Genomic DNA, 24,172 nt, shown 5'->3' on the forward strand with positions numbered 1-24,172 from the left:
AGCCACTTAGGTATCTTCTTTATCATGCCTTTTGTAGGGGAACTTATGATGCCCGAAACGGACAATCAATACCGCAATCCCCAGCAGCACAATGGCCAGTGAATACCAGAAAATCTCTTGCGGTTTAATATTGCTCGGCTCTGTCATCAGATGGCGAGCGATACCCACCATGGCGATATACAACGGCATACGCACCGGTAACTGCCCCATTTTCCAGTAGGTCTCGGTCATGGAGATAAACTCAAGATACATAAACAGCAGCAGCAGGTCGCTAACGGTAATACTGCGGTGTATCACCATGCTGACCACATGGCTCAGGGAGGCGGCAATGGTCGACAGCAGGATAATCATCAATCCGCATTTTTCGATCACTGAATGGATATTCCCAGGGAACTTCATGATTTCTCTCCGCAATCTGTTTTGTTAGTCGAGTACTCTGGCGGCAGGGTATAAAAAACCGCGTACCAGTGCGAAAAATTGTTGCTACTAGGTATTGCAGCACCGAACCGCCAACCAACTGTTTTCACAGTGTTGCTCTAAAAAACAGCAACCGCGCCGCTGAGGCTGGATTAGCCCCCGCGGATACTTTATAATCCCCGCCACTCACTGGCCCCTTAGCTCAGTGGTTAGAGCAGGCGACTCATAATCGCTTGGTCGCTGGTTCAAGTCCAGCAGGGGCCACCAAATAAAACAAGGAGTTAGATGAGAAATCGTCTGACTCCTTTTTTTTTGCTGTAATTTGAGTCAGGTAAGGGATTGACTCCTCGCCCTCTTCATCTCGCTGCCAGCGCTCCCGGATAGTGCTTGGCAATGATGCCATTCATCTTTTCTGTCAGATCATACCGCTTAAAAGTGATGTGCGCTGTTCCCTTCTGGAAGTAACGGATACTGAAGAAATCATCTTCGTAAATATCCTTCGACGGGTTGTCCCGAATATGATCCATCAAACGTATAGTGACATCGCCACGGTTGTCGGGTATCGGTTTACCATCGAGCAGAAACAACATTCTCTCCAGGCCCGCTAGTTGATCCCGTCGCCAATCCCAGTTCAAACTAAATCCCCAGTAGTTATGCGTCACCAAATTGTTGACGATGATCTTTTTACCAAAGCTGCAGGGACTATTGGTTTTGTAATCCCACGACAGCCCTTTGAAGACATTGATAATGCCATGCTCAAATACATCCATTTTGTTCAGATGTAGCTGCTCAAAAGTACTGAGGATATTCGCCATCGCTGATGGCAGGCAGTGCTTTATCGACCTTTTCGGTCATCCAGCTATCGTAACGATGCCCGGCTTTCATCGCCCAGTCTTGCGCTGTACCACCGCCAATTTCTGAGGTGAGCCGTGAAATGGAGTCAATCTGCTGAATAAGTTGTTCGATCTGTTTAAGTGCGGAATCGCGGCCCGTGACTACACGTTCGATACTGGTCGAAATAATGAGCCCATTGTGTTCCGTCAACACGTCGGGTTCTGTTTGCATCGTTAATCGTCCATAAAAGCAAACACGCCAGCCGGGAGTGGCAGGCGCATTATGCGATGAATAAAAAGAGTGGAAAGTGCAGAGGTAAAAATCAGGAAAGAGGCTCGAAGAATTTAAGTATTTATTAATCCGGTAGCTCGCCTCGCTCGGAGAATATCGGTAGCGGTCAGGAATGGCATCTGCTCCTGCCAGGTGAATCCCTTACGGTCGATGCGTACCAGTTCATAACGTTCCACCAGAAAATTAACAGAATCGGCGAGCGTGATTCCTGCATCAATATGCTCCTTAATAGCCGTGTTGTCATGGAATGACGTGTCGTTAAGCGTCAGGCCGTAATGGTGCTCCAGCAGATACGTTAACAATTGCTGCCATACCTGTACGGGCGATAGGTGTGACGAAACCGGCTCCGTGGCCGGTACAGTTGAAATGTGCATGAGTAGAATCCTGAGAAAAGAAGAAGAGAGAAGGTGTTACGGGGGCGGATGAATAGAAATGTAAACGTAGCCGCAGCTACCACGGGTATCAGCTATACAGGTTAAACTCGCAAGTTGAATGTTCACCTGACGTTGCTGATGTGGATTTAGTTGGCCAGCACGCAGCATTTCTTCCAGTTGTTCTACAAACAGCGGGAAAGCCAGATCTAATTTCTTCAGGTGTATCGGGCTAAAGCTCCCCGTAAAACCAGCCCTATCAGCCAGGTAATGCAGCCAGTTGCTCTCCTGTACCAGCCTTGCACCAAAGCGGGGAGTAATATCACTTTGCAGTCCCCATTGGGAAGAATCAGATAACGGCATAAAAGTTTCCTTTTGTTGATATTTTGCCGGACTTACAGCCAACTGAGCTCTGCAAATGACATCACGTCATCCCCTACCACGAGGTGATCCAGTACACGTACTTCGACCAAGGCCAGTGCATTCACTACCCGCTTTGTGATGTGCCGATCTGCTTGGCTAGGCTCCGTTTCGCCGGAAGGATGGTTGTGGGCTAGAATGACCGCAGCGGCGTTATGGCGTAGAGCCGCTTTGGCCACTTCGCGGGGATGTACCTCCGTATGGCTGAGCGTGCCGGTAAACAGCGTTTCACGCTCCAGCAAACGATGCTGATTATCGAAGTACAGGACGATAAAGATTTCCCGCTCAAGGCCCGCCATTTGTAGCTGCAGTCAGGTTTTAGTGAATGCGCTGATAAGTGGTCCACAGGTCGTTACTTTCATCCTGCCAGCGGCGCGGGGATAGGATTTGCGATTCCGTCACCGGCTGATGCTCTTCACCAAAGCGATAGGTTAATGCCGCTTTCGACATCGCCCGCTGTGCTGGCGGAGTTAATATTAGCGACTGCATAGCATCGCGTTTCTCTTCTACACGGTCAAATATTCCCAGCACTTCGTAAGCCCCTTCAATGACTTTATCCACCACGTTGCCTTTATGAGGTACACGAAACTCACCAAAACTCTCACCGCAAATTAGTCCATTCTGGCAGACTGAAAGAAATAATCTCGGCAACATCTGATAACTGCTCGAACCATCGTGGCTGTTGAGTAGAATAATTTCCGGAACTTGCTAGCCAGTGATTTGGTCCTCACGACGAAGACGCAGCATGTGTTTGGTGTGTTCGCTTTGCTCTGGTCGAGCACTCGGGTCTAGCAGGCAAAGAACGGCTGGAAACCTTCACGTTGCAGATTATCGAGTAGGGTTATTGTCGGGATATAAGTGTATCGGTCGCTGCGGGACTCATGCTTTTCTTCACTGAATACGCTGGGCACGTAATGTGCCAGTTCGTCGTGAGTTAATGGGCGTTCGCGGCGTACAACATTAACCGCACCAAAGCAGCTGGCTAATCGGATCATGATTAATTCCTTTTTTGGCGATGAAAAACGAAAAGGCCATGCTTCCCGAAGGAGGCATGGCCTGATGTTGTTGCGAGTCTGAGGTCTGGTAGTTTTAAGTCTAAGCCAGTTATGATGCCTTATTCACAGCAACCGATACTGACAGTGGCTGATAATACTGAGGGTCGAAACGGAAAGTGGCTGCCTGGTCTGATGGCCGTTGCGCTCTTCGGTCGCCTTCATGATTTCAATAGCGCTGACGTTTTCGACACATTCATGCTCAAGAAAAGCTTCCTGAGAACGAGTAGCATCACTGTCGCCAAAGGGGGCTACGTCCATTGTTGCCGTCGCCAGCGTGTTGCCCGCCTTGTCTTTCAGCCCCAGCGAAACAGACAACGGGCCAAAACCCACACCGCTACCACCATTATCCAGACGGAACTGATACACACAGATATTACCGGGAGTCCACACGGTATCGGTATTGCGGATACTTATAAAGCGTTGTTCATCTGCGTAAGCAGATGAGAGATGGCACAGCATTAAAACGACAATGGCAGGTAAGATTTTAGCCAATCGGCTGACGAGTGGCATAATTTTGCTGTAGGTAGGTTTACCCATAATGCCAATTACCGGCTCGTAATTTGTTAGGTGATTGATCTGATACAGGATCCGTTCTGATATCCACTCAGGTAATGCATTAAGTGCCTCCTGAAAAAATTGCAATCTTTTCTTATTATTCATGATATCTCCTGAGACAAAAGAAGCGAAAACAGAAAGTTCGTCTTATTTCACTGTAATGGTGGTATGTTCAGTGAAATAATATATATGAGAACTTTTACAATACGGGGGACTGCTTTGAGTGAAAAGTGACTTAAATGTGTGCATTTATTACTTGTTGTAAATAGCCATACCAGCTACAGCTCTGTAATCACAAACGAGCTATGTCACAACAGAATTCGGTTAGTAGTGACAGAGATATTCCGCAGGATGAATGTTAACTGGCCTTCATGCGATAAAGGCCAGTTAATTAATTTTGACGTCTGTTGCCTACGGTTAACTTTAGCCTCCTACTGAAGTTTAGCCAAGAAGTTGTTTGCTCCAATTAGTCAAAATATCTTCGGCTAAAATCTTCACATCTTCCACTATAATTTTACGTGCCACTCTATCGTGTTCTTGGTGAGCAGAGTAAACCTTCTCTGCGAGCAGAACATGCTTGATGTTACTCTGACTAAACTTCGGTAAATCAAGGTGTTTGAACACGTCTGCAACTTGAATAGATACATTGTGTGCGTTAATCCACTCTTGCACCGTTTTTGAGTTCAGTAGTCCGCATAAATAATAGGCGGTCTCACGATCATCAAAGGCAGCAAAATATACTTTATGGTCAGGAATATAAGTGCGTGTTCCTACCAGAGGAACATCCGCGCTACCAGCTACGGCAGCATAGAAAGATGAAGACATTTCAGGCCATATCACTTTCCATGGCTTAAATGTATATTCCCCAACGTTATAAACCGCATGGAAGGGAGCCCCTTTCATTTGTCGTCGGTATGTAGAGCGTGCCTGCAATAGCGGCTCAAATGAATCAAACCAAGCTGCAGTTTTCTTAAGCTTCTCTTGGTTTATTCGCTCTGCTGCATCTATGTAATCAGCATTAGAGATCCCGATATTTGGCACGAACGTATATAGCCGCTCTTCGTTATCCACATCAGGCGCACTGATTTTGAGGTAGCACTCTTCAAAATCGCTTGCACCTTTAATCAGTGGATACAAATCTTCCGGCTCCACCCAAACTTTTTTTACCGGGCCAATGTCTTTTTTCCCCGCTTCTGGCCTGCTTCTAATCTGAACATAGGATTCATTGGCATTAAGGATAGGAACGAAGTACACACCATTGAGATCGGTCGTGATCCCCTTGCGGCCCTTGGTCCAGGAACATTGGCGAGATAAGTATTTAATGGCTTCAAATCTATGTGGCGCGAGGATAGCCCAAGGCGAACCCGCCTCATTAACTGGAAAAGCTTCTTTTTCATCGTGCTGTAAAGTATCCATGACAGCTTCAAGCGTTTGAGAAGCTTTAATAGCACGTTTATAGCCTTCACGAGGGCTCCATACGCGATATGGAACCGGATATTCCGGTGCTTTTTCTGACTTCTTGAATACAGCAATCGTTGTATGATTGCTTGCATCTTCAAACGGTTTCAGCCCTTTCATATCATCGACAAATAGCGGTTGAAGGTACAACGAGTCTTCTCTCGAAGGTTCGATCTTGAATGTTCTAAAACCAGCGGATGAAGGATTTTTGAACAACGTACCTGTGATAACAAATGCCAGATGTCCACCGACATTTAACCATTTGTCCGCCACTGTATAAGTAATCATTGCAGATATATCGAGTTCATTGCCGCCGTGCATACGCGTCTTTGAGAAAATCCCATAGTGTTCACAAGTTGGCTTTACTCGCTCCCGATACAACTCGGGTAATTTAGACCACCTGACCCATGGTGGATTACCAATGACTAGGTCAAACTGTCCGGCAGTTGCCGACCAGAAAAAGTTTCTGACAATCCTGAACCATATTCCATTCCAGTTTTGACGATGTAGAGTCAGGATCTGATCATACGTATAACGTAGAGGCGTATCCCATTCTTTAATCAGGTCTTCGGTAAAATATTTGCTTTTGCGGACCTTCTCCATAGATTCATCAAACTCGAGCCCCATTTCGACATCTTTACCCATGCGATTAAACATGTAATCAAGGCTTACGCGATCGAGTGCCAGTGCTACAGGCAAATGAATGTCGAGCTTGGCAACATGACTGCCAATACGATATTGGATGACAGGCTCAAGCGAGCTTGGGGCTGCTGCCGGGGAATAAATCGCATCGGCCATCAATACCGGCACTTCAAAATCTTGGCCTGGGCATTGCGATAGTAAATCGGCGACTTCAATCAGAAAGTTCACCCTCGCCGTCTGAACGGCTAAGGGGTTAAGGTCAAAACCCCATACGCTTTCACAAAGAAGCTTTAGAGTTTCTTTCGCGCTGAGATTTTTCGCCTTCGCTAATTGACGCTTTTTGCGAATCACTGCTAGTAAAAACGCCCCTGAACCGCAAGTAGGGTCAAGGACCCTCTGGGTAAGAAGTTCAGGGGAACTAACTTTGTCCAGCGTGAAATCTACCAGCCAGTCAGGCGTATAAAATTCGCCTAAGCTCTGACGTAGTTTACTTGGTACCAAACCCTGATAGAGATCACGTAGTACATCACGTGTTTGTGATAACTGATCCAGACGATAGAGTGACAGGACAGAAAGCAATCGCCTCAACGTGGGAAGCAGTTCAGGAACAGTATTCAGTCTGGCTACATCAAGGTACCAGCTAAAAATGGCTTCCTCGACAAATCCATGGATACCGGCTTCTTGGAAAATCGTAGAACGCTCAATAGCCGAGCCGAGAAATTCAAGCATCTGCTCATTATTCTTCAAGGCCGCCATGCTTTGAGCTGGTTGAGCGGTCGAAGTTAGCCCATGTGCTGACACTATCTCTGCAGCCAGTAACTTAATAAGCATTGAGTTGTAGGTATGTAGTACAAAAAGCCGTGCAGGTATCGACTCTGATGGGGAGCCGGACCAGGTGAATTTCAGCTCCTTAGCTATGGCTTCTGCTTGGAGAATTGAAAGATCGGCAACCTGACCATACAACGTTCGCCATTCTGCAAAGAGCATTTTGATTTTGTTGTTACCGCTAGCGACCAGTTGCTGACATAGCCCGTCAGAGAGCTGCTGCATGAAAGCACGGGCATTTGCTGAACCGTGACCAAAATCAGCCAGCAGATTGTCTGTGGTTAAACCTTTACGCGTATCTGATCGTAACGCATCAATAACCATTTCAACAGATTCAGGGGAAAATGGCATTAGATGTTGAGTATTGATTTTTCCATCAATTACCTGAGCAAAACAAATATGTTCCCCATCGATTGCAATACCAATGAAGTCAGATTCAGGTATTTTGGTTTTTGCGGCTTTTTTGATAATGTAAGGTAGCAACCGCTCTGAAGTCGCATTCAGAAACGCAGGGCTATTTTTTTTACCGTTGAAGAGACCAGGGGCTTTGTATTCAATTATAACGTGGTTGTAACTTGCATCATTACGTTCGCGCTCAGCAAAAAGGTGTAATCCTGTTGCATCTTCTAACGCTTTGTTCCAAGCAAACCGGACTTCTTCTTCACCCTTCCAAGGTTGAAGACGTTTTTCTTGAATGGAGGTGTAAGCGGATTGCTTCATGATAGTAAGGCCTGGTCACAAGGGGAATGTATGCAACCGAGCATTATGAATGTCGTATACTTCTATATCAAGTTCTTACGCTTTAGAAACTCCATGTTTGTCCAATATTCAAGCGGTATCTCTCATTAGTTCCGCTCACTTCCGCTCACCTACGCTAAAAGTTACCTCGTGAATCACTCAACTTAACAATATCCTCATCAACCTTAAGCTGGTTCCTTGTTACACCTACTGTGGGCGCACGTTGAATCGCCCGCAGAGCGGTTTAACCAGTATGTTGCATTTATCGGTTGAACCCACAGCGAAAATAAAAAATAATCATAAATATAAATAATTTATATTACTTTTTTAGGACAGTTCATGAATAATGAAACCGATCGACTATGTTTCCAGTATATCATGTCATCACCGCTTTTAACTTTCCCGTCACGCGACCATTTGGGGAACGGTATAGCAGATTTACGTTCAAGTATCAGCTCATTCTGATGCATGATGCGGTACACGCATTTAGCATTCATATCTTGTCCCTCAGATGCTTTTAGTTTTTTGTTTGCTACATCGAAGATGCCAGTCCCGACGCGGGTACAAATTGTTTACCAGCGTTAACGGCAGTAAGACAGCCTTTCTGATACTGCTTGTGCCACAGGCAGCCAGCGATCAGCATGTTTATCAATGTGATGCAGCGATTTTAAGCGTATTATTTGCTATGTGGAATAATATACTAGAAAGATATGGAGCCTGACGATGTCTGTGAACTGGACTAAAGCTGATTTTTTTAAGTGCGCTTTACAGGTAAACCCTGCGGGTTACAGTAAGTATCGCGGGAAAGAATCACTCAGCGAGGATACTTATAATCAGCAGCTTCTGGAGTCCTGCCTCGAAGCTGGTATTCAGGTCGTTGGTGTTGCGGACCATGGTGCTGTTAATGCTGTAGACAGGATTCGTCAGCTCTTTAAGGAGCATGACATTGTCGTTTTTCCTGGGTTTGAGATCTGCTCAAGCGAAAAAATTCATTTCGTTTGTTTGTTTGATGAAAACCGGACCGTACAGGAACTGGAACGCTGCTTGAGCAATCTGGGGTATGAAAATCCCGATGATTGCATTTCCCCTTCAAAGCTCAGCGCCATACAGATCATTGAAAAAGTAGAAAGCCTAGGAGGGTTTATTTTCGCTGCACATAGCACGAATGATAATGGAGTACTGAAATGCCGTATGAATCATATATGGAAAGAACGTGGATTGTTGGCGGCGCAGATTCCAGGAACTGTCGATGACTTGAAAGGGATTGAGGATGATTTTTATCGAAAAGCTATTCTGAACAAACTTCCTGACTATCGTCGCGAGAGACCTATTGCCATTATCAACGCGGCAGATGTTGCCCAACCAGTGGAAATTAAATCCCCAGGAGCATCCTGCCTGATAAAAATGACGCGGCCATGCTTCAGCTCATTTAAACAGGCATTTTTAGATCCAGAATCACGAGTGCGCCTCAACGTAAATAAGCCACACTGCTATGCTTCGGCAATTGAAAATATTCGTTTTACTGGTGGATATCTGGACGAAACTGATATCACTTTTTCCGACCACCTCAATGCTGTAATTGGTGGGCGTGGAACTGGTAAATCTACTTTGCTGGAGGCTATTCGCTTTGCTCTGGGTAAACAGCCTTTTGATGATTCAGCACAAAAGCAACACAGTGCAATTATCAAGAGCAACCTAGGAAATGGTTCGCTGGTTCAACTGCAGGTTCGCTCTGCTGTGATGCAGGGACGTACCTTTACCATCAGTCGAAAATTTGGCGGGCAATCCATTGTAACTGACAGTGAGGGGAATGTTTCACCTTATTCTCCGGATGATTTACTTCCTGGGCTGGAGTTGTACGGGCAAAATGAAATTTATGAAATGACCCGAGATGCTCGGAGTCGTAATCGTCTTGTAGAGCGATTTTTAGAAGGCGATCATAACCAGTACGATGTGATTATCAACCAAGCGTTGTCACGCTTGGGAGAGAGCCGTCAGGCTATCCTTAATGCTCTGGAGCAAAAGACGGAGGCAGAACTTGAAGTTGCACGATTGCCGAAACTACTGGAGCAAGCAGAGCAATTTAAACAGCTTGGCCTGGATGAAAAACTCAAAATCGTCCCTTTGTTGGAAAAAGAAAAGCAATTCAGTTTACGCCATCAGGAAGAATTATCTAGGGTGAAGGATGCTCTACTTACACTAATAGACAGCCTGCCCGATCTCGCTTACCTCAGCGATGGCGTGATAAATGCCTTGCCTCACCACTCTCTTCTTCTCCAGCAACGTGATGTGCTCCAGCGAGCACAGGAGCAGGTGGCAACATTAGTCCAACAGCTTGGTGAGGTCGTTCAACGTTCAACTGGGGAACTTGCTCCTTTACAACTTGAGTTATCAGATTTAATCGGTGCAGAAGAGGCTCAGCTTGAAAAAGCCTTTAAAGATATCCCAGCCAGCCAGGGAAAAAGCGGGCGACAGATTGGCGCAGACTATCAAACCTTGTTACGTCAGATTGCCTCTATTCGCCCTAAAGCAACGGCGTTGGAGCACCGGCAAAAGCAACTTACAGAACTAAACCAGCAGCGAAAAAAATTGCTTCTGGAACTTATCCAAGCGCGTTCTCAGCGCTCGGCGGCATTGGCAAAATCAGTAAAACGTCTGAACAGAAAACTGGATGAAAAAGTACGGCTCAATTTGCAACCTGAAGGTGATCGTCAACCTCTGTTGCATTTTCTGGAGCAATGTAATCTGGAAGGTGTTGGATCACGACGCCTTGCTTGGGTGCTGGAGCATGATTTTACACCGGAAAATCTGGTTGGGAGTATCCGTCTTGGTGAACAAGCCTTACATAATGCCGGGTGGGGAATTACACCAACGGTCATCCAAGCATTATTGCGTTTGAGCGAAAAGCAGCTGCTGGAACTGGAAGCATTATCATTGCCGGATACGATGCAAATTGAGCTGAATGTCATGCATGACGGTGGTGGCGTATTCTGGCGCCATATCGACGAGCTATCTACCGGGCAGCAGTGTACTGCAGTCCTGCATTTACTGTTGTTAGAAAATCAGGACCCACTAATCCTCGATCAACCCGAAGATAACCTTGATAATGCATTTATCGCAGAGCGTATAGTGACGGAACTACGTAGGGCGAAGCTGTCTCGGCAGTTTTTATTTGCCACACATAACGCTAACATACCGGTTTTCGGTGATGCAGAGTGGATTGGTGTGTTGAGTGTAGAAGAGGGTAAAGGGCGAATTCTCCCTGAGCAGCAGGGGGCGATTGATTTACCTGAAATCCAGCATCTGGCGGCGAATATTCTCGAAGGTGGTCAAAGCGCATTCAATCAACGTCGGGAAAAATACGGGTTTAAATAACAAAGAATCAGAAATCAATCATGCTGAAATGCGAATTGACCCCGTCCCAATATCCGTACCAGCTAAATCAGAGATCCGGACCTTTTTGATGACTTCGTGCAAATTCTGCCGGAGTTAGGTTATTTAACGAAGAATGCAGACGAAAATGATTATATTCCTGCCGCCAGTGTTCAATTTTCTTCTGAGCATCTTCCAGAGATAAGAACCAATGGACGTTCAGACATTCATCTCACAGGCTGCCATTAAATGACTCGATAAAGGCATTATCTGTAGGCTTTCCGGGGCGTGAGAAATCCATCGTCACCTTATTTTCATACGCCCACCGGTCCATCGATTTCGAGATAAATTCGCTGCCGTTGTCCGTCTGCAGCCTTTGCGGGACTCGCCCCAGTGACCCTTTCAATCGATCCATGACAGCCACAACATCCCCGCCACGTAATTCCTGACCGACCTCGATCGGCAGACACTCCCGACTAAAAATATCCACTATAGTTAGTGCCCTGATCCGATGCCCGTTGAACATATTATCAGCAACGAAATCCATGCTCCAGCACTGATCTGCAGCGAGTACCTGCGGTCGCCCTTTCCTGTGTCTGGCCGTCACATGCCGCCGCGGACGTTTCGAACGCAGATTGAGCCCCTCAAGGCGGTAAATACGGTGTGTTTTCTTACGGTTAATCAACCAACCTTCACGGCGCAGAAGAATATGAATACGCTCGTAGCCATAAGGGATCCGGGTTTCGGTAATCTCCCTTATTCGTTGTGTCACAGCACGATCATCCCGGCGGCTGCGGTAATGATACACTGTGCGACTCTGCATCATCAGGCACCGATACGGTATGCCGCCAGCAGATACTCCACCACCTCACGGTTCTGCGGTGGCCTCAGAACTTTTTTCGGATGACATCCTGCAGTATTTCCTTATCCAGACTCAGATCTGCCATAAGGCGTTTGAGGCGATGATTCTCTTCTTCAAGCTGGCGCAGACGGCGTAATTCCGTGACGCCCATACCGCCAAATCTCTTTTTCCAATTGTAAAATGTCGCCTCAGAAATACCCATCATTCTGCAGACTTCCTCGACGCGAGTGCCGGTTTCAGCCTGTTTCAGCGCAAAAGCTATTTGTTACTCGGTATAACGTGTCTTTTTCATAGCGAATGACCTCTTTTGGGACGGAAAAGAAAGGCCGAAAACTCTATTTTACAACGGTACTGAACGAAAGGGAGAGGTCAGGGAGAGGTCACCCCCAAAGAAACTAGCCCGTTGTCACTGGCAAGCCGGTCTTTGATTCGTCACAGATTCAGAACAAAGCAGCGTACTATTACGTGGAAGCAGATGTTACAGGGTAGATGGACGTATACCACCCGTGTTGGCGCTTATATCGGACGCTGGGTACCGTGGCTGGGAGCTGTGCTGACCACCAAGGATATTGCCGTCATTACGCGAAATGTCATACACCGTTATCGGTTAATTACGGGTAGAGGAGTGGGGGAGTGATGAGCTGTACTGACGCAGTAAAGGGACTTATTGAAAAGTATTTTTGGGAAATGCCGGAAGGCGCTTCACTCAGTACTGGGAATGAGCTGGTGTTACCTGAGGATGCCAGCGACTTTTTTGAAGAATATTTTCAAACTTTTGGGATCGATAATGCCAGATTTGATTTCCGTAAATATTTCCCGAATCAGGGCGTTCCTTTCCTACCCAATGCAATACTGCCTGATTACCTTAAAACTGACCATCACAGGCCGCAGCCCTTAACAGTGCAGATGCTGATCGCTTCAGCGGATGCCGGTTACTGGCTGTATTGATGCAGTCAGTGAGGGTTCAAGCGGATAAGTACCCGCTTGAATAATCTATTTATAGCGGCGGATGTTGTTATGGAGGATACAGGGTGCTGTCAGGTGTTCGCTGGTCACACAGATTGACCTTAGGATTTTTAAGGCTTACACCTGAACTCTGCCGATTAACAGCTAAAGAACCGCATATCTCAATAAAATCCTACACCTAAAATACCTCCACTGGCATCACACCCATCTCGACGACCTCAATGACGTCTCACCACTGGGGCTAACCTTTTTGCGTTTCACACTGGTGCGACAGCGCACCGATAAGGCACAAATCCGACATCGCACAGGCGTGCATTTTTTTAAATACTATAAAAAACAGCATGATACTGTAATGGCATGGTTATTGCTTTTTGTATTCAATCTTGTATACAAACCGGGATTCAACCATGACATCGACCTTCGGACTCACCCTTCAGGATTGGCAATATCGTTACCAGCAGGATCCGCAGAGCATCCATTCACTGTTAGCTGCACATCTCGACGCGATTGATCCGCAGGATAATGCGTGGATTTATCTTGCGACGCCCGGGCAGTTACAGACTCAACTTGATCCTCTGCTTGAACAGTACCTTCGCGATCCTCAGTCATTGCCTCTGTTTGGGGTGCCTTTTGCAGTGAAGGACAATATCGATGTGGCGGGCTGGCCGACCACTGCGGGATGTCCGGCACTGACCTATACCGCGCAGAAGGATGCGTTTGTGGTGGCGCAACTTAAAGCGGCGGGAGCAGTGGTGATCGGCAAAACCAACCTCGATCAGTACGCGACTGGCCTGGTGGGTACCCGTTCGCCGTACGGTGCGGTCGCCAATACCTTTAACCCCGATTATGTCAGCGGCGGGTCCAGTTCCGGCTCGGCTTCTGTACTGGCTCGGGGCTTGGTGGGTTTTTCACTGGGCACCGATACCGCGGGGTCGGGCCGTGTTCCCGCGGGGTTTAATAATATCGTTGGTTTGAAACCCACCAAAGGATGGTTGTCTGCCAGTGGTCTGGTCCCGGCTTGTCGCCTGAACGATACCATTTCGGTGTTTGCCCTGACTGTGGAAGATGCCTTTACCGTCGCGACTCTCGCGGGCGGCTACGATGCTGCGGATGCCTATTCACGGACTGACCCACATACTGCACCTGCCGCTTTCAACGCACAGCCTGATTTCGCGATCCCCGCCACGCTGGAATTTTTTGGTGATAAACAGGCAGAGGCCGCTTGGTTGAAAGCACTTGAGCAATTGCAGGCCTGCGGAGCCACGCCACATCCCATTGATTTTACTCCGTTCAGTCAGTTGGCAGAACAACTCTATTATGGCCCGTGGGTGGCAGAGCGCACCGCCGCCGTCGGTGCAATGATCGACCGGCCGGAAGAGATGGACCCGGTTGTGTACGGCATTGTCAGCAATGGGTTGAAATACAGCGCAGTAGACGCCTATCAGGCAGAGTACTTACGTGCTGAATTGGCGCGGCAGATCGGGCAGACACTGTCCGGGTTTGATGCCTTAGTGGTACCGACGTCGCCGACCATCCACACGCTGGAGGAGATGAAACAGGAGCCGGTGAGCTATAACTCCCAATTCGGCACCTATACCAACTTTACCAACCTTGCCGACCTCAGTGCATTAGCTCTGCCAGGCCCGTTCCGTGACGATGGTCTGCCCGCGGGGATCACAGTGATCGCACCGGCTTGGCATGATCGCGCGCTATCCGAGTTCGGATTGACGTGGCAACAGCAGTCGGCTCTCCCAGCAGGCGCCACCGGAAAATCGATCAATACCGCGACGGCGTCATTACCGGCCTCGGCCGGGCATGTTCGGGTGGCGGTAGTGGGCGCGCACCTTACCGGCATGCCGTTGAACTTCCAGCTGACCACCCGCAATGCCGTGCTGGTGGAAGAAACGCAGACCGCCGCGAATTATCGTTTGTTTGCGCTAACTGACGGGCCGGTGAAAAAACCGGGTCTGCTGCGCGACGAAAGCGGGGCCGCGATCACCGTTGAATTGTGGGATATCCCGCTGGCCCGTTTCGGTGAATTTGTGGCTGAAATACCGGCACCGCTCGGTATCGGCACTTTGACGCTGGCTGATGGCCGTATCGTCAAAGGCTTTATCTGCGAACCGGCGGTGCTGTCTCAGGCACCGGACATTACAGAATTCGGCGGCTGGCGTCACTGGCTGGCTTCTCAGGAGAATAAATAACTATGTTCAGCACCGTACTTATTGCTAACCGTGGCGAAATTGCCTGTCGAGCTATCCGCACGCTGAAACGTCTGGGCGTGAAAAGCGTTGCCGTCTATTCAGAGGCGGATCGCAATGCGCGCCACGTAAAAGAAGCCGATATCGCGATTGCGTTGGGCGGAGAAAAAGCCAGCGACAGTTATTTGCGTATCGATAAAATTCTAGCCGCCGCCAAAGAGAGTGGTGCAGAGGCTATTTGGCCCGGCTACGGATTCCTCTCTGAAAGTCTGCCGTTTGCTGCGGCCTGTGAAGACGCTGGGATTGCCTTTGCTGGCCCGACCGCACAGCAGATTGGCGAGTTTGGCCTGAAACACCGCGCCCGTGAACTGGCGGCGAGTGCCGGCGTACCGATGACGCCGGGCACGCCGTTATTGAACAGCGTCGAAGAGGCCCTCACGGCGGCAGAAACTATTGGCTACCCTGTAATGTTGAAAAGCACTGCCGGTGGCGGTGGGATCGGGCTGACCCGCTGTGCTGATGCCACCGCACTACAGGAGGCTTGGGAGAGTGTCCGTCGCCTCGGAGAACAGTTTTTCAGCGATGCTGGGGTGTTCCTGGAACGCTGCATCGATCGCGCCCGTCATGTTGAAGTGCAAATCTTTGGCGATGGTCAAGGTAAGGTCGTCGCTCTCGGTGAGCGTGATTGCTCACTTCAGCGCCGTAACCAGAAAGTAGTGGAAGAAACTCCGGCACCTAATCTCCCCCAAGCCACGCGTGAAGCCTTACTGGCGTCTGCTGTCCGTCTTGGGGAGTTGGTCAATTACCGAAGTGCGGGAACCGTTGAATATATTTATGATGCGGATCAGGATGCGTTTTACTTTCTTGAAGTGAACACTCGCTTACAGGTCGAACATCCGGTCACCGAATGCGTGACCGGTCTGGACTTGGTGGAGTGTATGCTTAAGGTCGCGGCGGGTGATGCCATTGACTGGGAGCGCCTGCAACAGGCACCAGTAGGCGCATCGATTGAAGTCCGTATTTACGCGGAAGATCCACTGAAAAATTTTCAGCCCTCGCCGGGAGTACTGACTGGCGTGACCTTTCCCCCAGAGGTTCGGGTAGATAGCTGGATCGATACCGGCACCGAGGTTTCTGCTTTTTACGATCCGATGATCGCAAAACTGATCGTGCATGCAGAAAACCGTGACGCCGCATTGATCAAAATGCAGCAGGCACTGGCGGCAACGCAACTGCACGGTATCGCCACTAACCTCGATTATTTACGACAAATCGTTGCGACGGAGGCTTTCCGTAGCGGCAATGTGTGGACCCGTTTCCTCGACAGTTTCACTCCGACTGCCAGTGTGATTGAGGTATTACAGCCAGGTACGTTTAGCACCATTCAGGATTTCCCCGGCCGTTTGGGCTACTGGGATATCGGCGTTCCGCCTTCGGGACCCATGGATGACTTTGCTTTCCGACTGGCGAACCGCATTGTCGGAAACCATGAAGCGGCCGCTGGACTGGAGTTTACCCTACAGGGGCCGACACTGCGTTTTCATTGTGATGCGGTGATAGCACTCACTGGGGCCGATTGTCCTGCAACCTTAGACGGTGTCAGCGTGGCTTACTGGCAACCGGTGACGGTTCGAGCCGGTCAAACGCTGGTATTAGGCCGTGCTCAGAGTGGATGCCGCACCTATTTGGCCGTGCGTAATGGTTTTGACGTGCCGCAATACCTGGGCAGCCGTTCCACATTCTCACTTGGACAGTTTGGCGGTCATGCCGGACGTACCCTGCGGATGGCTGATATGCTGCCGGTTTCCCGGCCGCAACTGGCTGCCTGCACCCCGCCAGCGCCGGTCAGTGAGCCGCAAGCGGCTGATCCAGCACTGATCCCAGAGTATGGCAATGAATGGCGTATCGGTGTGTTGTACGGTCCACACGGTGCCCCTGACTTCTTCACCCCAGAGGCCATTGAGGAGTTCTTCGCCGGTGAATGGCAAGTCCATTACAACTCCAATCGACTGGGCGTGCGACTCACCGGCCCGAAACCCTCTTGGGCTCGCGCCAATGGCGGTGAAGCGGGATTGCACCCCTCCAATGTCCATGATTGCGAATATGCGATTGGTGCGGTGAACTTCACCGGTGACTTCCCAGTGATCCTGGCCCATGACGGCCCGAGTCTCGGTGGTTTTGTGTGTCCCGTCACCATCGCCAAGGCGGAGTTATGGAAAGTCGGTCAAGTGAAACCTGGGGATCGCCTCCGTTTTTATCCGATCAGTGCCGACGAAGCCGTTGCACGGGAAAAAAGCCAAGCCCGCAGCGTAGCAACCTTACGCAGCAGTGAGACTCCGTCCTTTGCGACACCGTCACTGGCGACCACTGATATCGGCTCGGCGACACTGTTAGCCGCATTACCTGCCACCGCCACGACTCCGGCCGCGGCGTACCGGCAGGCGGGTGACAAATATATTCTGATTGAGTATGGCGATAACGTACTGGACTTGGCATTGCGTCTGCGCGTGCATCTCCTGATGAATGCCCTACGGCAGCGGGCAGTCCCTGGTGTGGCAGAACTCTCCCCCGGCGTGCGTTCTCTGCAGGTACGTTATGACAGTCTCGTGATCAGCCAGCAACAACTGATGGATCTGCTACTGGAATTGGAAGCCGGTTTGGGGGATGTCAGCCAACTGAAAGTGCCGTCACGTGTTGTCTGGCTACCGATGGCATTTGAAGACAGCGCCACCCTGGGAGCCGTTGAGCGTTATAAAGAAACTGTCCGTTCCACCGCACCGTGGTTACCGAATAATGTGGATTTTATTCAGCGTATTAACGGCCTGGAGAGTCGCGAAGCGGTACGTGACACGCTGTTTAACGCCAGTTATCTGATCCTTGGGCTGGGAGATGTGTATCTGGGGGCACCTTGTGCTGTCCCAATTGACCCGCGTCATCGCCTGCTCAGTTCCAAATACAATCCAGCACGTACCTATACCGCAGAAGGAACGGTGGGCATCGGCGGGATGTATATGTGCATTTACGGCATGGACTCCCCGGGGGGGTATCAGTTAGTTGGCCGCACGCTGCCTATCTGGAATAAATTCTTGAAAAATGATCAGTTTGCGGCGGAAGAACCCTGGTTACTGCATTTCTTTGATCAGGTCCGTTTTTATCCGGTATCGGAAGAGGAACTCACCCTGATGCGGGATGATTTTCGTGAAGGTCGGGCGACCGTCCGCATTGAGGAAACGGTGTTTGATTTTGCTGAGCATCAACGCTTCTTGCAGGAAAATGCCTCGTCGATAGCCAGCTTCCGTGAACGTCAGAGTGCGGCCTTTGAGCAGGAAGTCACGCTGTGGGCACAGGAGGAGGAAGAAGCCCCGCTGACCTCAGAACAAACACTGATCCTGCCAGAGGAAGAAAGCGATGCACTGGCCATTAGTGCGGATATGAACGGCAATATCTGGAAAGTGCTGGTACAGCCCGGCGATAAGGTTGATGCCGGACAGACGCTGATTATCGTCGAAGCGATGAAAATGGAGCTGGCAATCACCGCGCCGCAGGCTGGCACGGTTAAACGAGTCGTCTGCCAGGCCGGCCGTGCGGTAAGCCCGGGCGATACTCTGCTGTGGCTGGAGTAAGGAGTGATCATGATCCCGAATCCAAAGAGTAAGGGGCGTCCCGAGGCCCTGGCTGAGAAGGTCTATCAAGCGTTGAAACAGGACATCTTCGAGTTCCACCTGATGCCCGGTGATCGCTTTAGCGAAAATGAGATTGCTGAGCGGCTGGCCGTCAGTCGTACCCCAGTGCGTCAGGCGCTGTTCTGGCTGGAACGCGAGGGATATGTCGAAGTGTGGTTTCGTAGCGGCTGGCAGGTAAAACCGTTTGATTTCGAATATTTCGAAGAGCTGTACGATTTTCGGACCGTCCTGGAGCGTGAAGCGGTACGCCGGTTGTGTTCCCTGCCACCATTGACCTGTACAGAAGTCTTAGCGGAACTGAAACGTTTTTGGATGGATACCCCGCGCCCGGAGGACGACAGAGTGGTGTCGGCGAAGGATGAAGAGTTTCATACCGCGCTGGTGGCGGCGGCAGGAAATCAGGAGATGGCCCGGGTTCATGCTGGGCTGACCGAAAAAATTCGTATTATTCGGCGGCTCGATTTTACGCGTAATGATCGGGTGGAGGCGACTTACCAAGAGCACATCCAGATCCTGCAGGCGATCTTCCGGCAACACACTGACGAGGCGCAGCGTATTTTAACCGACCACATCGCGGTCAGTAAGGCTGAAGTTCGGAAAATCACCTTGCACAGGTTACAGCAGGCCCGCTCTCAACCGGCGGAAGCGCAAGGTGCAGTTTCCTCTCATCGTTAAGAGTAAACAGACGTGGGTGGAGTCACACGATGCTCCGCCTTGGTCTACCAACGGGGATAAAGGTGGGTGGGAAAGGATCACTACAGCAATAAAAACGAAGGGGGATCATCGGCGTCCCCCTGACGGTAGCGCGTCGTGTCGCTGAGCAACGGTAAAACAGCCAATGGCTGCAACCAATCAACGAATTAACCGCAATAGGATGGATTATGAATATAAACGATGATGTCGTGGTGTCGGGGGCTTCCCCGCAACAAAATAATCATTCTGTCAATGAAACGCTGGAGGATTATACTTTACGTTATGCGCCGTACAGTTTTAGACGCTGGGGAAGCCTAACGGTTGCCGTTACGGCACTGGGGGGAATTGCCTATTTGGCAGACTTTTCTATCGGTGCCAGTATCAGTCTTTCGTACGGAACCAGTAATGCGCTACTTTCTATTCTGTTTGCGGCAATTATTATCTTCCTGACCGGGAGCCCGTTAGCCTTTTATGCCGCCCGATATAATATCGATCTTGATCTAATTACTCGTGGCGCAGGGTTTGGTTATTATGGTTCGGTAATTACCAGTATTATTTTTGCGGGCTTCACCTTTATTTTCTTTGCCCTCGAAGGTTCAATTATGGCCCAGGGGTTGCAGTTAGGATTAGATATTCCCTTATGGCTGGGGTATTTATTATCCACACTGTTAGTTATCCCTTTAGTCATTTATGGGATGAAAGTGTTAACTAAACTGCAGATCTGGACGACGCCATTATGGCTGGTACTGATGATTGGGCCGGTGCTTTACCTTATTTGGAAACAACCGGATCTTCCCGAGCAGTTTATGGCCTTCACGGGGCAACAAGGAAAAAGGGGTATCGATATCTCTGCAGTGATGTTGGGCGCGGGTATCTGTCTGGCCCTGATCATGCAGATTGGTGAACAGATCGACTATCTGCGCTTTATGCCGGCAAAAACCGCTGAGAATAACAAAAGGTGGTGGCTGGCGGTGATTTCGGCAGGGCCAGGGTGGGTGATCCTGGGGGCCATTAAGCAGGCTATCGGTGCTTTCCTCGGGTTCTACTTGCTGACACTCACGCCAGGAATTAACAGTACCGAACCGGTCCGACAATTCAGTGCTGCTTTCCACGATATGCTGCCCGCTGGCGTCGCACTAACACTGGCTGTGATCTTGGTGATTATTTCCCAGATTAAAATTAATGTGACCAATGCGTATTCTGGCTCATTATCTTGGACCAGTGCCTACACGCGGATACGCAAACATTACCCTGGGCGGATTGTGTTTGTGCTGGTTAACTTGGCTATTGCGCTTGCATTGATGGAAGGGGACATGTTCTCTGTCCTTGGCAATATCTTGGGCTTTTATTCCAACTTTGCCATCGCCTGGGTCACTGTCGTGGCGACCGATATTGCCGTCAATAAATACCTTCTCAAGCTATCGCCAAAGGCCCCTGAATATCGTCGCGACATGTTATTCAATGTCAATCCTGTGGGAACGGTCTCTTTCCTGGTGGCGGCTGGGCTGTCGATTGCCGCGTTTTTCGGCCTACTGGGAACGTTTTTGACACCTTACTCACCGCTGATTGCTCTGGTGGTCGCGGCGGTGATGACCCCGCTAATGGGGCTGGTCACCCGCGGTAAGTTCTATATTAAAAACGCCTCGGATGGCATCGAAGAGCCTCGTTATGACTCGCAAGGATCACCGGTTGGCACTGTGTATAACTGTGTCGCCTGCTCGCAACCTTACGAACGTCCTGATGTTCTGTTTTCCCACCGCCACCAAGGAGTGATCTGCTCGTTATGTAAAACGTTGGAATCATAGCGACTGACCTGCTAGGCCGCTGATCATCAGGGACGATGATCAGCGGCACTCTGTCAAATTGAGAACGTTTTCGTTAATTTCCCTCTGAAATCGGCATCTCTACTGACTACCGTACTACGATCCGAGCCACTGCTCGTCGGCTCAACAATGTTGAGCCTGCCGCTACGCAATCACTCGCCGGTCACTCTCCCTGTTGGTCGCCTATTTAACGGTGGTTAGAAGCAAAACAGTTGTAGAGTGGAAGGCGTATGCCTTTAAGCATCAGTCGCGCATTGGGGGACGATGCCAGCGACTTGTCTCACTAGTGAGAAAAGTTAAGCCTATCCAGCAAACTGTACCAGGCGACCCCAGCGTTGATATAAAACCGCTGTAGGCCATGGCCGGGAATTTTTTTCAGCTCGGTGACTGGGTAAGGGAACGAAGAGGTCGGATCATAAAGACGCTCTGCCAGATGTTTTCCCAGACTGGTGCATAAGGCAATTCCGCGGCCATTGCAGCCCAGCGATAAGGTAATGCCCGGGGCCGGTTCATGAATATGGGGCAGGAAGTCACGGGTGATCGCCACTTTTCCGCACCAGCGATAGTGTAATCCAATCCCTTTAAGTTGCGGATATAACAACGCCAGCGACTTTTCCAAGTGCGCGAAGTCTTCAGGTCGTTGCGGATCGTTAAACGTACCTCGGCCGCCAATCACTAATCGTCCCTCGGCATCTTTACGAAAATAGAGCAGTAATCGCTGGGCAGTCGAAACTGTCTCTTTGCCAGGTAAGATAGTCTCTGCCAGGGAAGGGGGCAAAGGTTCGGTAGCGATAATAAAACTGTTGGCGGCTAAGATACTTTGCGCCATGCCTGGCCACAGTTGATCACTATAGCCATTGGTGGCAACTAACACCTTATCCGCACGGACGGTTGCGCCGGTTGAGGTGCTCAGTAACCATTGATGAGCCTCTTTTTGTAGCCCTGTTACCCGCGTATGTTCATAAAGACTGACACCCGCTTTCAGGGCCGCATTGACCAATCCCCTGACATAAGAAAGAGGCTGCAGTGAGCCCGCTCGTTTATCCAGCCATCCCCCAGCAAACATTGGGGTACCAGTGCGTGCCTGTGACGACTCGGCAGTCAGTAGCGAGACGTCGACTCCCCGCTCAGCCCACTGTCTGGCACGCTGGTGCAGGGCGGTAACGCCTTTTTCGGCATAAGAAAGCTGCATCCAGCCGTTACGCACCGGATCGCAGGGGATCTGGTTTTTGTTGATCAGCGAAAAGACCAGATCGCCAGAAGCGGTAAGTGTCTCAATCAGTTGCTCACCTTTTTCAGTACCAAACAGACTGATCAGTTGCTGCGGATCATACTTCAGTGTTGGGTTAACCTGGCCGCCGTTTCTTCCTGATGCTCCCCATCCAGCGTGTTGTGCCTCCAGCACACAGACGCTAACGCCTTTTTCCGCCAAATGCAGGGCGGTGGATAATCCGGTGTAGCCAGCCCCGATAATCGCAATATCTGCGGTCACCGACTGGCTAAGTGAAGGCAGGGCAATAGGCGCAGAGGCCGTCTGGGACCACAATGATGTTATAGAATTTGCCATTAATAATTCCCTGGTTGTAAGACCCGGCGCAGAAAATCCTGGGTACGTGGCTGCTGCGGGGCGACCAGCACTTCACTGGCTGGTCCCGATTCAAGGATATGTCCGCCATATAGGAAGCAGACCCGGTCAGCGACCTCACGGGCAAAGCCCATTTCGTGGGTCACCACCACCATGGTCATCCCTTCGTCAGCCAGTGCGCGCATGACATCAAGAACGTCCCCTACCAGTTCGGGGTCTAGTGCTGAGGTTGGTTCATCAAAGAGCATCACTTCCGGTTGCATGGCCAATGCTCGGGCGATAGCCACTCGCTGCTGTTGACCCCCCGATAAGTGCTCCGGCCAGGCATCTGCTTTGGTGGATAATCCAACTTTATCTAACAGTTGCAGGGCCTCTTTTTTAGCCTGATCGGCGGACAGGCCTTTGACAAACACAGGACCTTCCATAATATTCTCGAGCACAGTTCGATGGGGGAATAGATTAAAGCGCTGAAATACCATGCCTATTTTTTGTCGTAACGTATGAATTTCATGACTTTCTTTTTTGATCTCATTACCGAGAAAAGTAATGCTTCCTGAATCATATTTTTCCAAGGCATTGATACAACGTAGGAGTGTCGATTTGCCTGAACCTGAAGGTCCGATTAAACAGACCACTTCTCCTCGTTGGATCTCCAGATCGATATTTTCCAGTACTTTATTACTGCCGAACGATTTCTGAAGTCCGGTGATTTTAATCATGCACTGCGTCTCCAGCTCAGGTGTTTCTCGATATAATTAATCAAATAAAATAAAGGCAGGCTCATGGCTAAGTAGAGCAGGGCAACCAGCGTATACACGGCCATATTCTGGAACGTCGATGAAGCAATTAATTGCCCCTGCAGGGTCATCTCGGCAACGGTAATGGTGGAAACCAGGGAAGAGTCTTTCAGCATCATTACCAAGGTATTACCATACGCCGGCAGTGAGATTTTAAATGCCTGCGGAAGGATCACCCTTTTCATCATCATTTTGGGTTTCATCCCCAACGCTTCAGCCGCTTCCCGCTGACCTTGCGGAACGGCGATGATCCCGGAACGGAAGATCTCCGCCTGATAGGCCGAATAGGCCACCCCCAGACCGATCACCCCGGCCCAGAAGGCAGACAGATGTAAGCCAACATCGGGCATCACAAAGTAGATATAAAATAACTGCACAATGACAGGCAGACCGCGGATCACGTTAATAAATACCCTTGCCGGTATCGAGACGATCCTCCACGCTGACAGCTTCATCAGTGCTAACACTAGGCCCAGCAGACTGCTGAGGATAAAAGAGAGGGCGGTGACTTGGAGCGTGACAACCGCCCCTTTGAGCAATAGCGGGAGGAAGTCACGGGCATTCGTCAGAAAATCTATCATTGG

At 49.8% G+C, this 24,172-nt stretch carries 13 protein-coding genes, 1 tRNA gene and 7 pseudogenes; 8 read left to right on the forward strand and 13 right to left on the reverse strand.

The genetic code is table 11. The annotated features are described in order from the left end of the window. Window positions 1–6 precede the first annotated feature (6 nt). Window positions 7–399 (reverse strand): phosphate-starvation-inducible protein PsiE, encoded by a 393-nt coding sequence (locus DW47_RS0106790; RefSeq protein WP_029685651.1) that lies wholly within the window; start codon window positions 397–399, stop codon window positions 7–9. A 209-nt stretch (window positions 400–608) separates the two neighbouring features. On the opposite strand from DW47_RS0106790, the gene DW47_RS0106795 reads away from it, so the two are divergent. Continuing rightward, window positions 609–684: transfer RNA gene (locus DW47_RS0106795), tRNA-Ile, on the forward strand. Between the two features lie 89 nt (window positions 685–773). Here DW47_RS0106795 and DW47_RS16280 read toward each other — a convergent pair. From DW47_RS16280 to DW47_RS0106830, 8 genes and pseudogenes are all read right to left on the reverse strand, one after another. Further along, window positions 774–1,482 (reverse strand): annotated as a pseudogene (locus DW47_RS16280) (DUF4942 domain-containing protein). 113 nt (window positions 1,483–1,595) lie between these two features. After that, complete coding sequence (locus tag DW47_RS0106805; protein WP_029685652.1) at window positions 1,596–1,916, reverse strand: TA system toxin CbtA family protein; 321 nt, start codon at window positions 1,914–1,916, stop codon at window positions 1,596–1,598. 36 nt (window positions 1,917–1,952) lie between these two features. Continuing rightward, window positions 1,953–2,276: a type IV toxin-antitoxin system YeeU family antitoxin gene (locus DW47_RS0106810; protein WP_029685653.1), complete on the reverse strand. Its 324-nt coding sequence runs from the start codon at window positions 2,274–2,276 to the stop codon at window positions 1,953–1,955. Window positions 2,277–2,308: 32 nt separating this feature from the next. Then, window positions 2,309–2,644 (reverse strand): annotated as a pseudogene (radC, locus tag DW47_RS16285) (RadC family protein); the annotation flags it as partial. Between the two features lie 13 nt (window positions 2,645–2,657). Further along, window positions 2,658–3,328 (reverse strand): annotated as a pseudogene (locus DW47_RS16290) (DUF932 domain-containing protein); the annotation flags it as partial. A 109-nt stretch (window positions 3,329–3,437) separates the two neighbouring features. Beyond that, window positions 3,438–3,898, reverse strand: a pseudogene (locus tag DW47_RS16295) (IrmA family protein). An 18-nt stretch (window positions 3,899–3,916) separates the two neighbouring features. Then, window positions 3,917–4,048: pseudogene (locus DW47_RS17655) on the reverse strand (GTPase family protein); the annotation flags it as partial. A gap of 336 nt (window positions 4,049–4,384) precedes the next feature. Beyond that, window positions 4,385–7,588 carry an Eco57I restriction-modification methylase domain-containing protein gene (locus DW47_RS0106830; protein ID WP_029685654.1) on the reverse strand — a complete coding sequence of 1,068 codons (3,204 nt, stop codon included), beginning with the start codon at window positions 7,586–7,588 and terminating at the stop codon, window positions 4,385–4,387. A 741-nt stretch (window positions 7,589–8,329) separates the two neighbouring features. On the opposite strand from DW47_RS0106830, the gene DW47_RS0106835 reads away from it, so the two are divergent. Further along, entirely contained in the window at window positions 8,330–10,981 is a 2,652-nt protein-coding gene (locus tag DW47_RS0106835; protein WP_029685655.1) for a TrlF family AAA-like ATPase, read from the forward strand. Window positions 10,982–11,048: 67 nt separating this feature from the next. On the opposite strand, the pseudogene DW47_RS16300 reads toward DW47_RS0106835, so the two are convergent. Beyond that, window positions 11,049–12,102: pseudogene (locus DW47_RS16300) on the reverse strand (IS3 family transposase). Window positions 12,103–12,222: 120 nt separating this feature from the next. Here DW47_RS16300 and DW47_RS17870 point away from each other — a divergent pair. From DW47_RS17870 to DW47_RS0106870, 6 genes and pseudogenes are all read left to right on the forward strand, one after another. Continuing rightward, window positions 12,223–12,477 (forward strand): annotated as a pseudogene (locus DW47_RS17870) (STM2901 family protein); the annotation flags it as partial. Next, on the forward strand, window positions 12,477–12,788 hold the full coding sequence (locus DW47_RS0106850) for a DUF1493 family protein (protein ID WP_029685656.1): 312 nt from the start codon (window positions 12,477–12,479) through the stop codon (window positions 12,786–12,788). The pseudogene DW47_RS17870 and the gene DW47_RS0106850, both read left to right, overlap by 1 nt. Before the next feature lie 425 nt (window positions 12,789–13,213). After that, window positions 13,214–15,010 carry an allophanate hydrolase gene (gene atzF, locus DW47_RS0106855; RefSeq protein WP_029685657.1) on the forward strand — a complete coding sequence of 599 codons (1,797 nt, stop codon included), beginning with the start codon at window positions 13,214–13,216 and terminating at the stop codon, window positions 15,008–15,010. Between the two features lie 2 nt (window positions 15,011–15,012). Next, entirely contained in the window at window positions 15,013–18,630 is a 3,618-nt protein-coding gene (gene uca, locus DW47_RS0106860; protein WP_029685658.1) for an urea carboxylase, read from the forward strand. A gap of 9 nt (window positions 18,631–18,639) precedes the next feature. Next, entirely contained in the window at window positions 18,640–19,365 is a 726-nt protein-coding gene (locus tag DW47_RS0106865; protein ID WP_029685659.1) for a GntR family transcriptional regulator, read from the forward strand. Between the two features lie 206 nt (window positions 19,366–19,571). Beyond that, window positions 19,572–21,188 (forward strand): purine-cytosine permease family protein, encoded by a 1,617-nt coding sequence (locus tag DW47_RS0106870; protein ID WP_029685660.1) that lies wholly within the window; start codon window positions 19,572–19,574, stop codon window positions 21,186–21,188. A 301-nt stretch (window positions 21,189–21,489) separates the two neighbouring features. Here DW47_RS0106870 and DW47_RS0106875 read toward each other — a convergent pair whose 3' ends face one another. From DW47_RS0106875 to DW47_RS0106885, 3 genes are read right to left on the reverse strand one after another with little or no spacing between them, the layout of a single operon-like run. Then, complete coding sequence (locus DW47_RS0106875; protein ID WP_029685661.1) at window positions 21,490–22,773, reverse strand: NAD(P)/FAD-dependent oxidoreductase; 1,284 nt, start codon at window positions 22,771–22,773, stop codon at window positions 21,490–21,492. Next, entirely contained in the window at window positions 22,773–23,510 is a 738-nt protein-coding gene (locus tag DW47_RS0106880; protein ID WP_029685662.1) for an amino acid ABC transporter ATP-binding protein, read from the reverse strand. Before DW47_RS0106880 ends, DW47_RS0106875 begins: the two co-directional genes overlap by 1 nt. Then, window positions 23,507–24,169: an amino acid ABC transporter permease gene (locus tag DW47_RS0106885; protein ID WP_029685664.1), complete on the reverse strand. Its 663-nt coding sequence runs from the start codon at window positions 24,167–24,169 to the stop codon at window positions 23,507–23,509. Before DW47_RS0106885 ends, DW47_RS0106880 begins: the two co-directional genes overlap by 4 nt. Between the last annotated feature and the right edge of the window lie 3 nt (window positions 24,170–24,172).

The sequence above is a fragment of the Tatumella saanichensis genome (assembly GCF_000439375.1).
Lineage (GTDB): Bacteria > Pseudomonadota > Gammaproteobacteria > Enterobacterales > Enterobacteriaceae > Tatumella > Tatumella saanichensis.

Bases quoted from the DNA above. Each gene is read 5' to 3' on its own strand.
- DW47_RS0106790 (WP_029685651.1), bottom strand. From the start codon at position 399: ATGAAGTTCCCTGGGAATATCCATTCAGTGATCGAAAAATGCGGATTG.
- DW47_RS0106805 (WP_029685652.1), bottom strand. From the start codon at position 1,916: ATGCACATTTCAACTGTACCGGCCACGGAGCCGGTTTCGTCACACCTA.
- DW47_RS0106810 (WP_029685653.1), bottom strand. From the start codon at position 2,276: ATGCCGTTATCTGATTCTTCCCAATGGGGACTGCAAAGTGATATTACT.
- DW47_RS0106830 (WP_029685654.1), bottom strand. From the start codon at position 7,588: ATGAAGCAATCCGCTTACACCTCCATTCAAGAAAAACGTCTTCAACCT.
- DW47_RS0106835 (WP_029685655.1), top strand. From the start codon at position 8,330: ATGTCTGTGAACTGGACTAAAGCTGATTTTTTTAAGTGCGCTTTACAG.
- DW47_RS0106850 (WP_029685656.1), top strand. From the start codon at position 12,477: ATGAGCTGTACTGACGCAGTAAAGGGACTTATTGAAAAGTATTTTTGG.
- atzF (WP_029685657.1), top strand. From the start codon at position 13,214: ATGACATCGACCTTCGGACTCACCCTTCAGGATTGGCAATATCGTTAC.
- uca (WP_029685658.1), top strand. From the start codon at position 15,013: ATGTTCAGCACCGTACTTATTGCTAACCGTGGCGAAATTGCCTGTCGA.
- DW47_RS0106865 (WP_029685659.1), top strand. From the start codon at position 18,640: ATGATCCCGAATCCAAAGAGTAAGGGGCGTCCCGAGGCCCTGGCTGAG.
- DW47_RS0106870 (WP_029685660.1), top strand. From the start codon at position 19,572: ATGAATATAAACGATGATGTCGTGGTGTCGGGGGCTTCCCCGCAACAA.
- DW47_RS0106875 (WP_029685661.1), bottom strand. From the start codon at position 22,773: ATGGCAAATTCTATAACATCATTGTGGTCCCAGACGGCCTCTGCGCCT.
- DW47_RS0106880 (WP_029685662.1), bottom strand. From the start codon at position 23,510: ATGATTAAAATCACCGGACTTCAGAAATCGTTCGGCAGTAATAAAGTA.
- DW47_RS0106885 (WP_029685664.1), bottom strand. From the start codon at position 24,169: ATGATAGATTTTCTGACGAATGCCCGTGACTTCCTCCCGCTATTGCTC.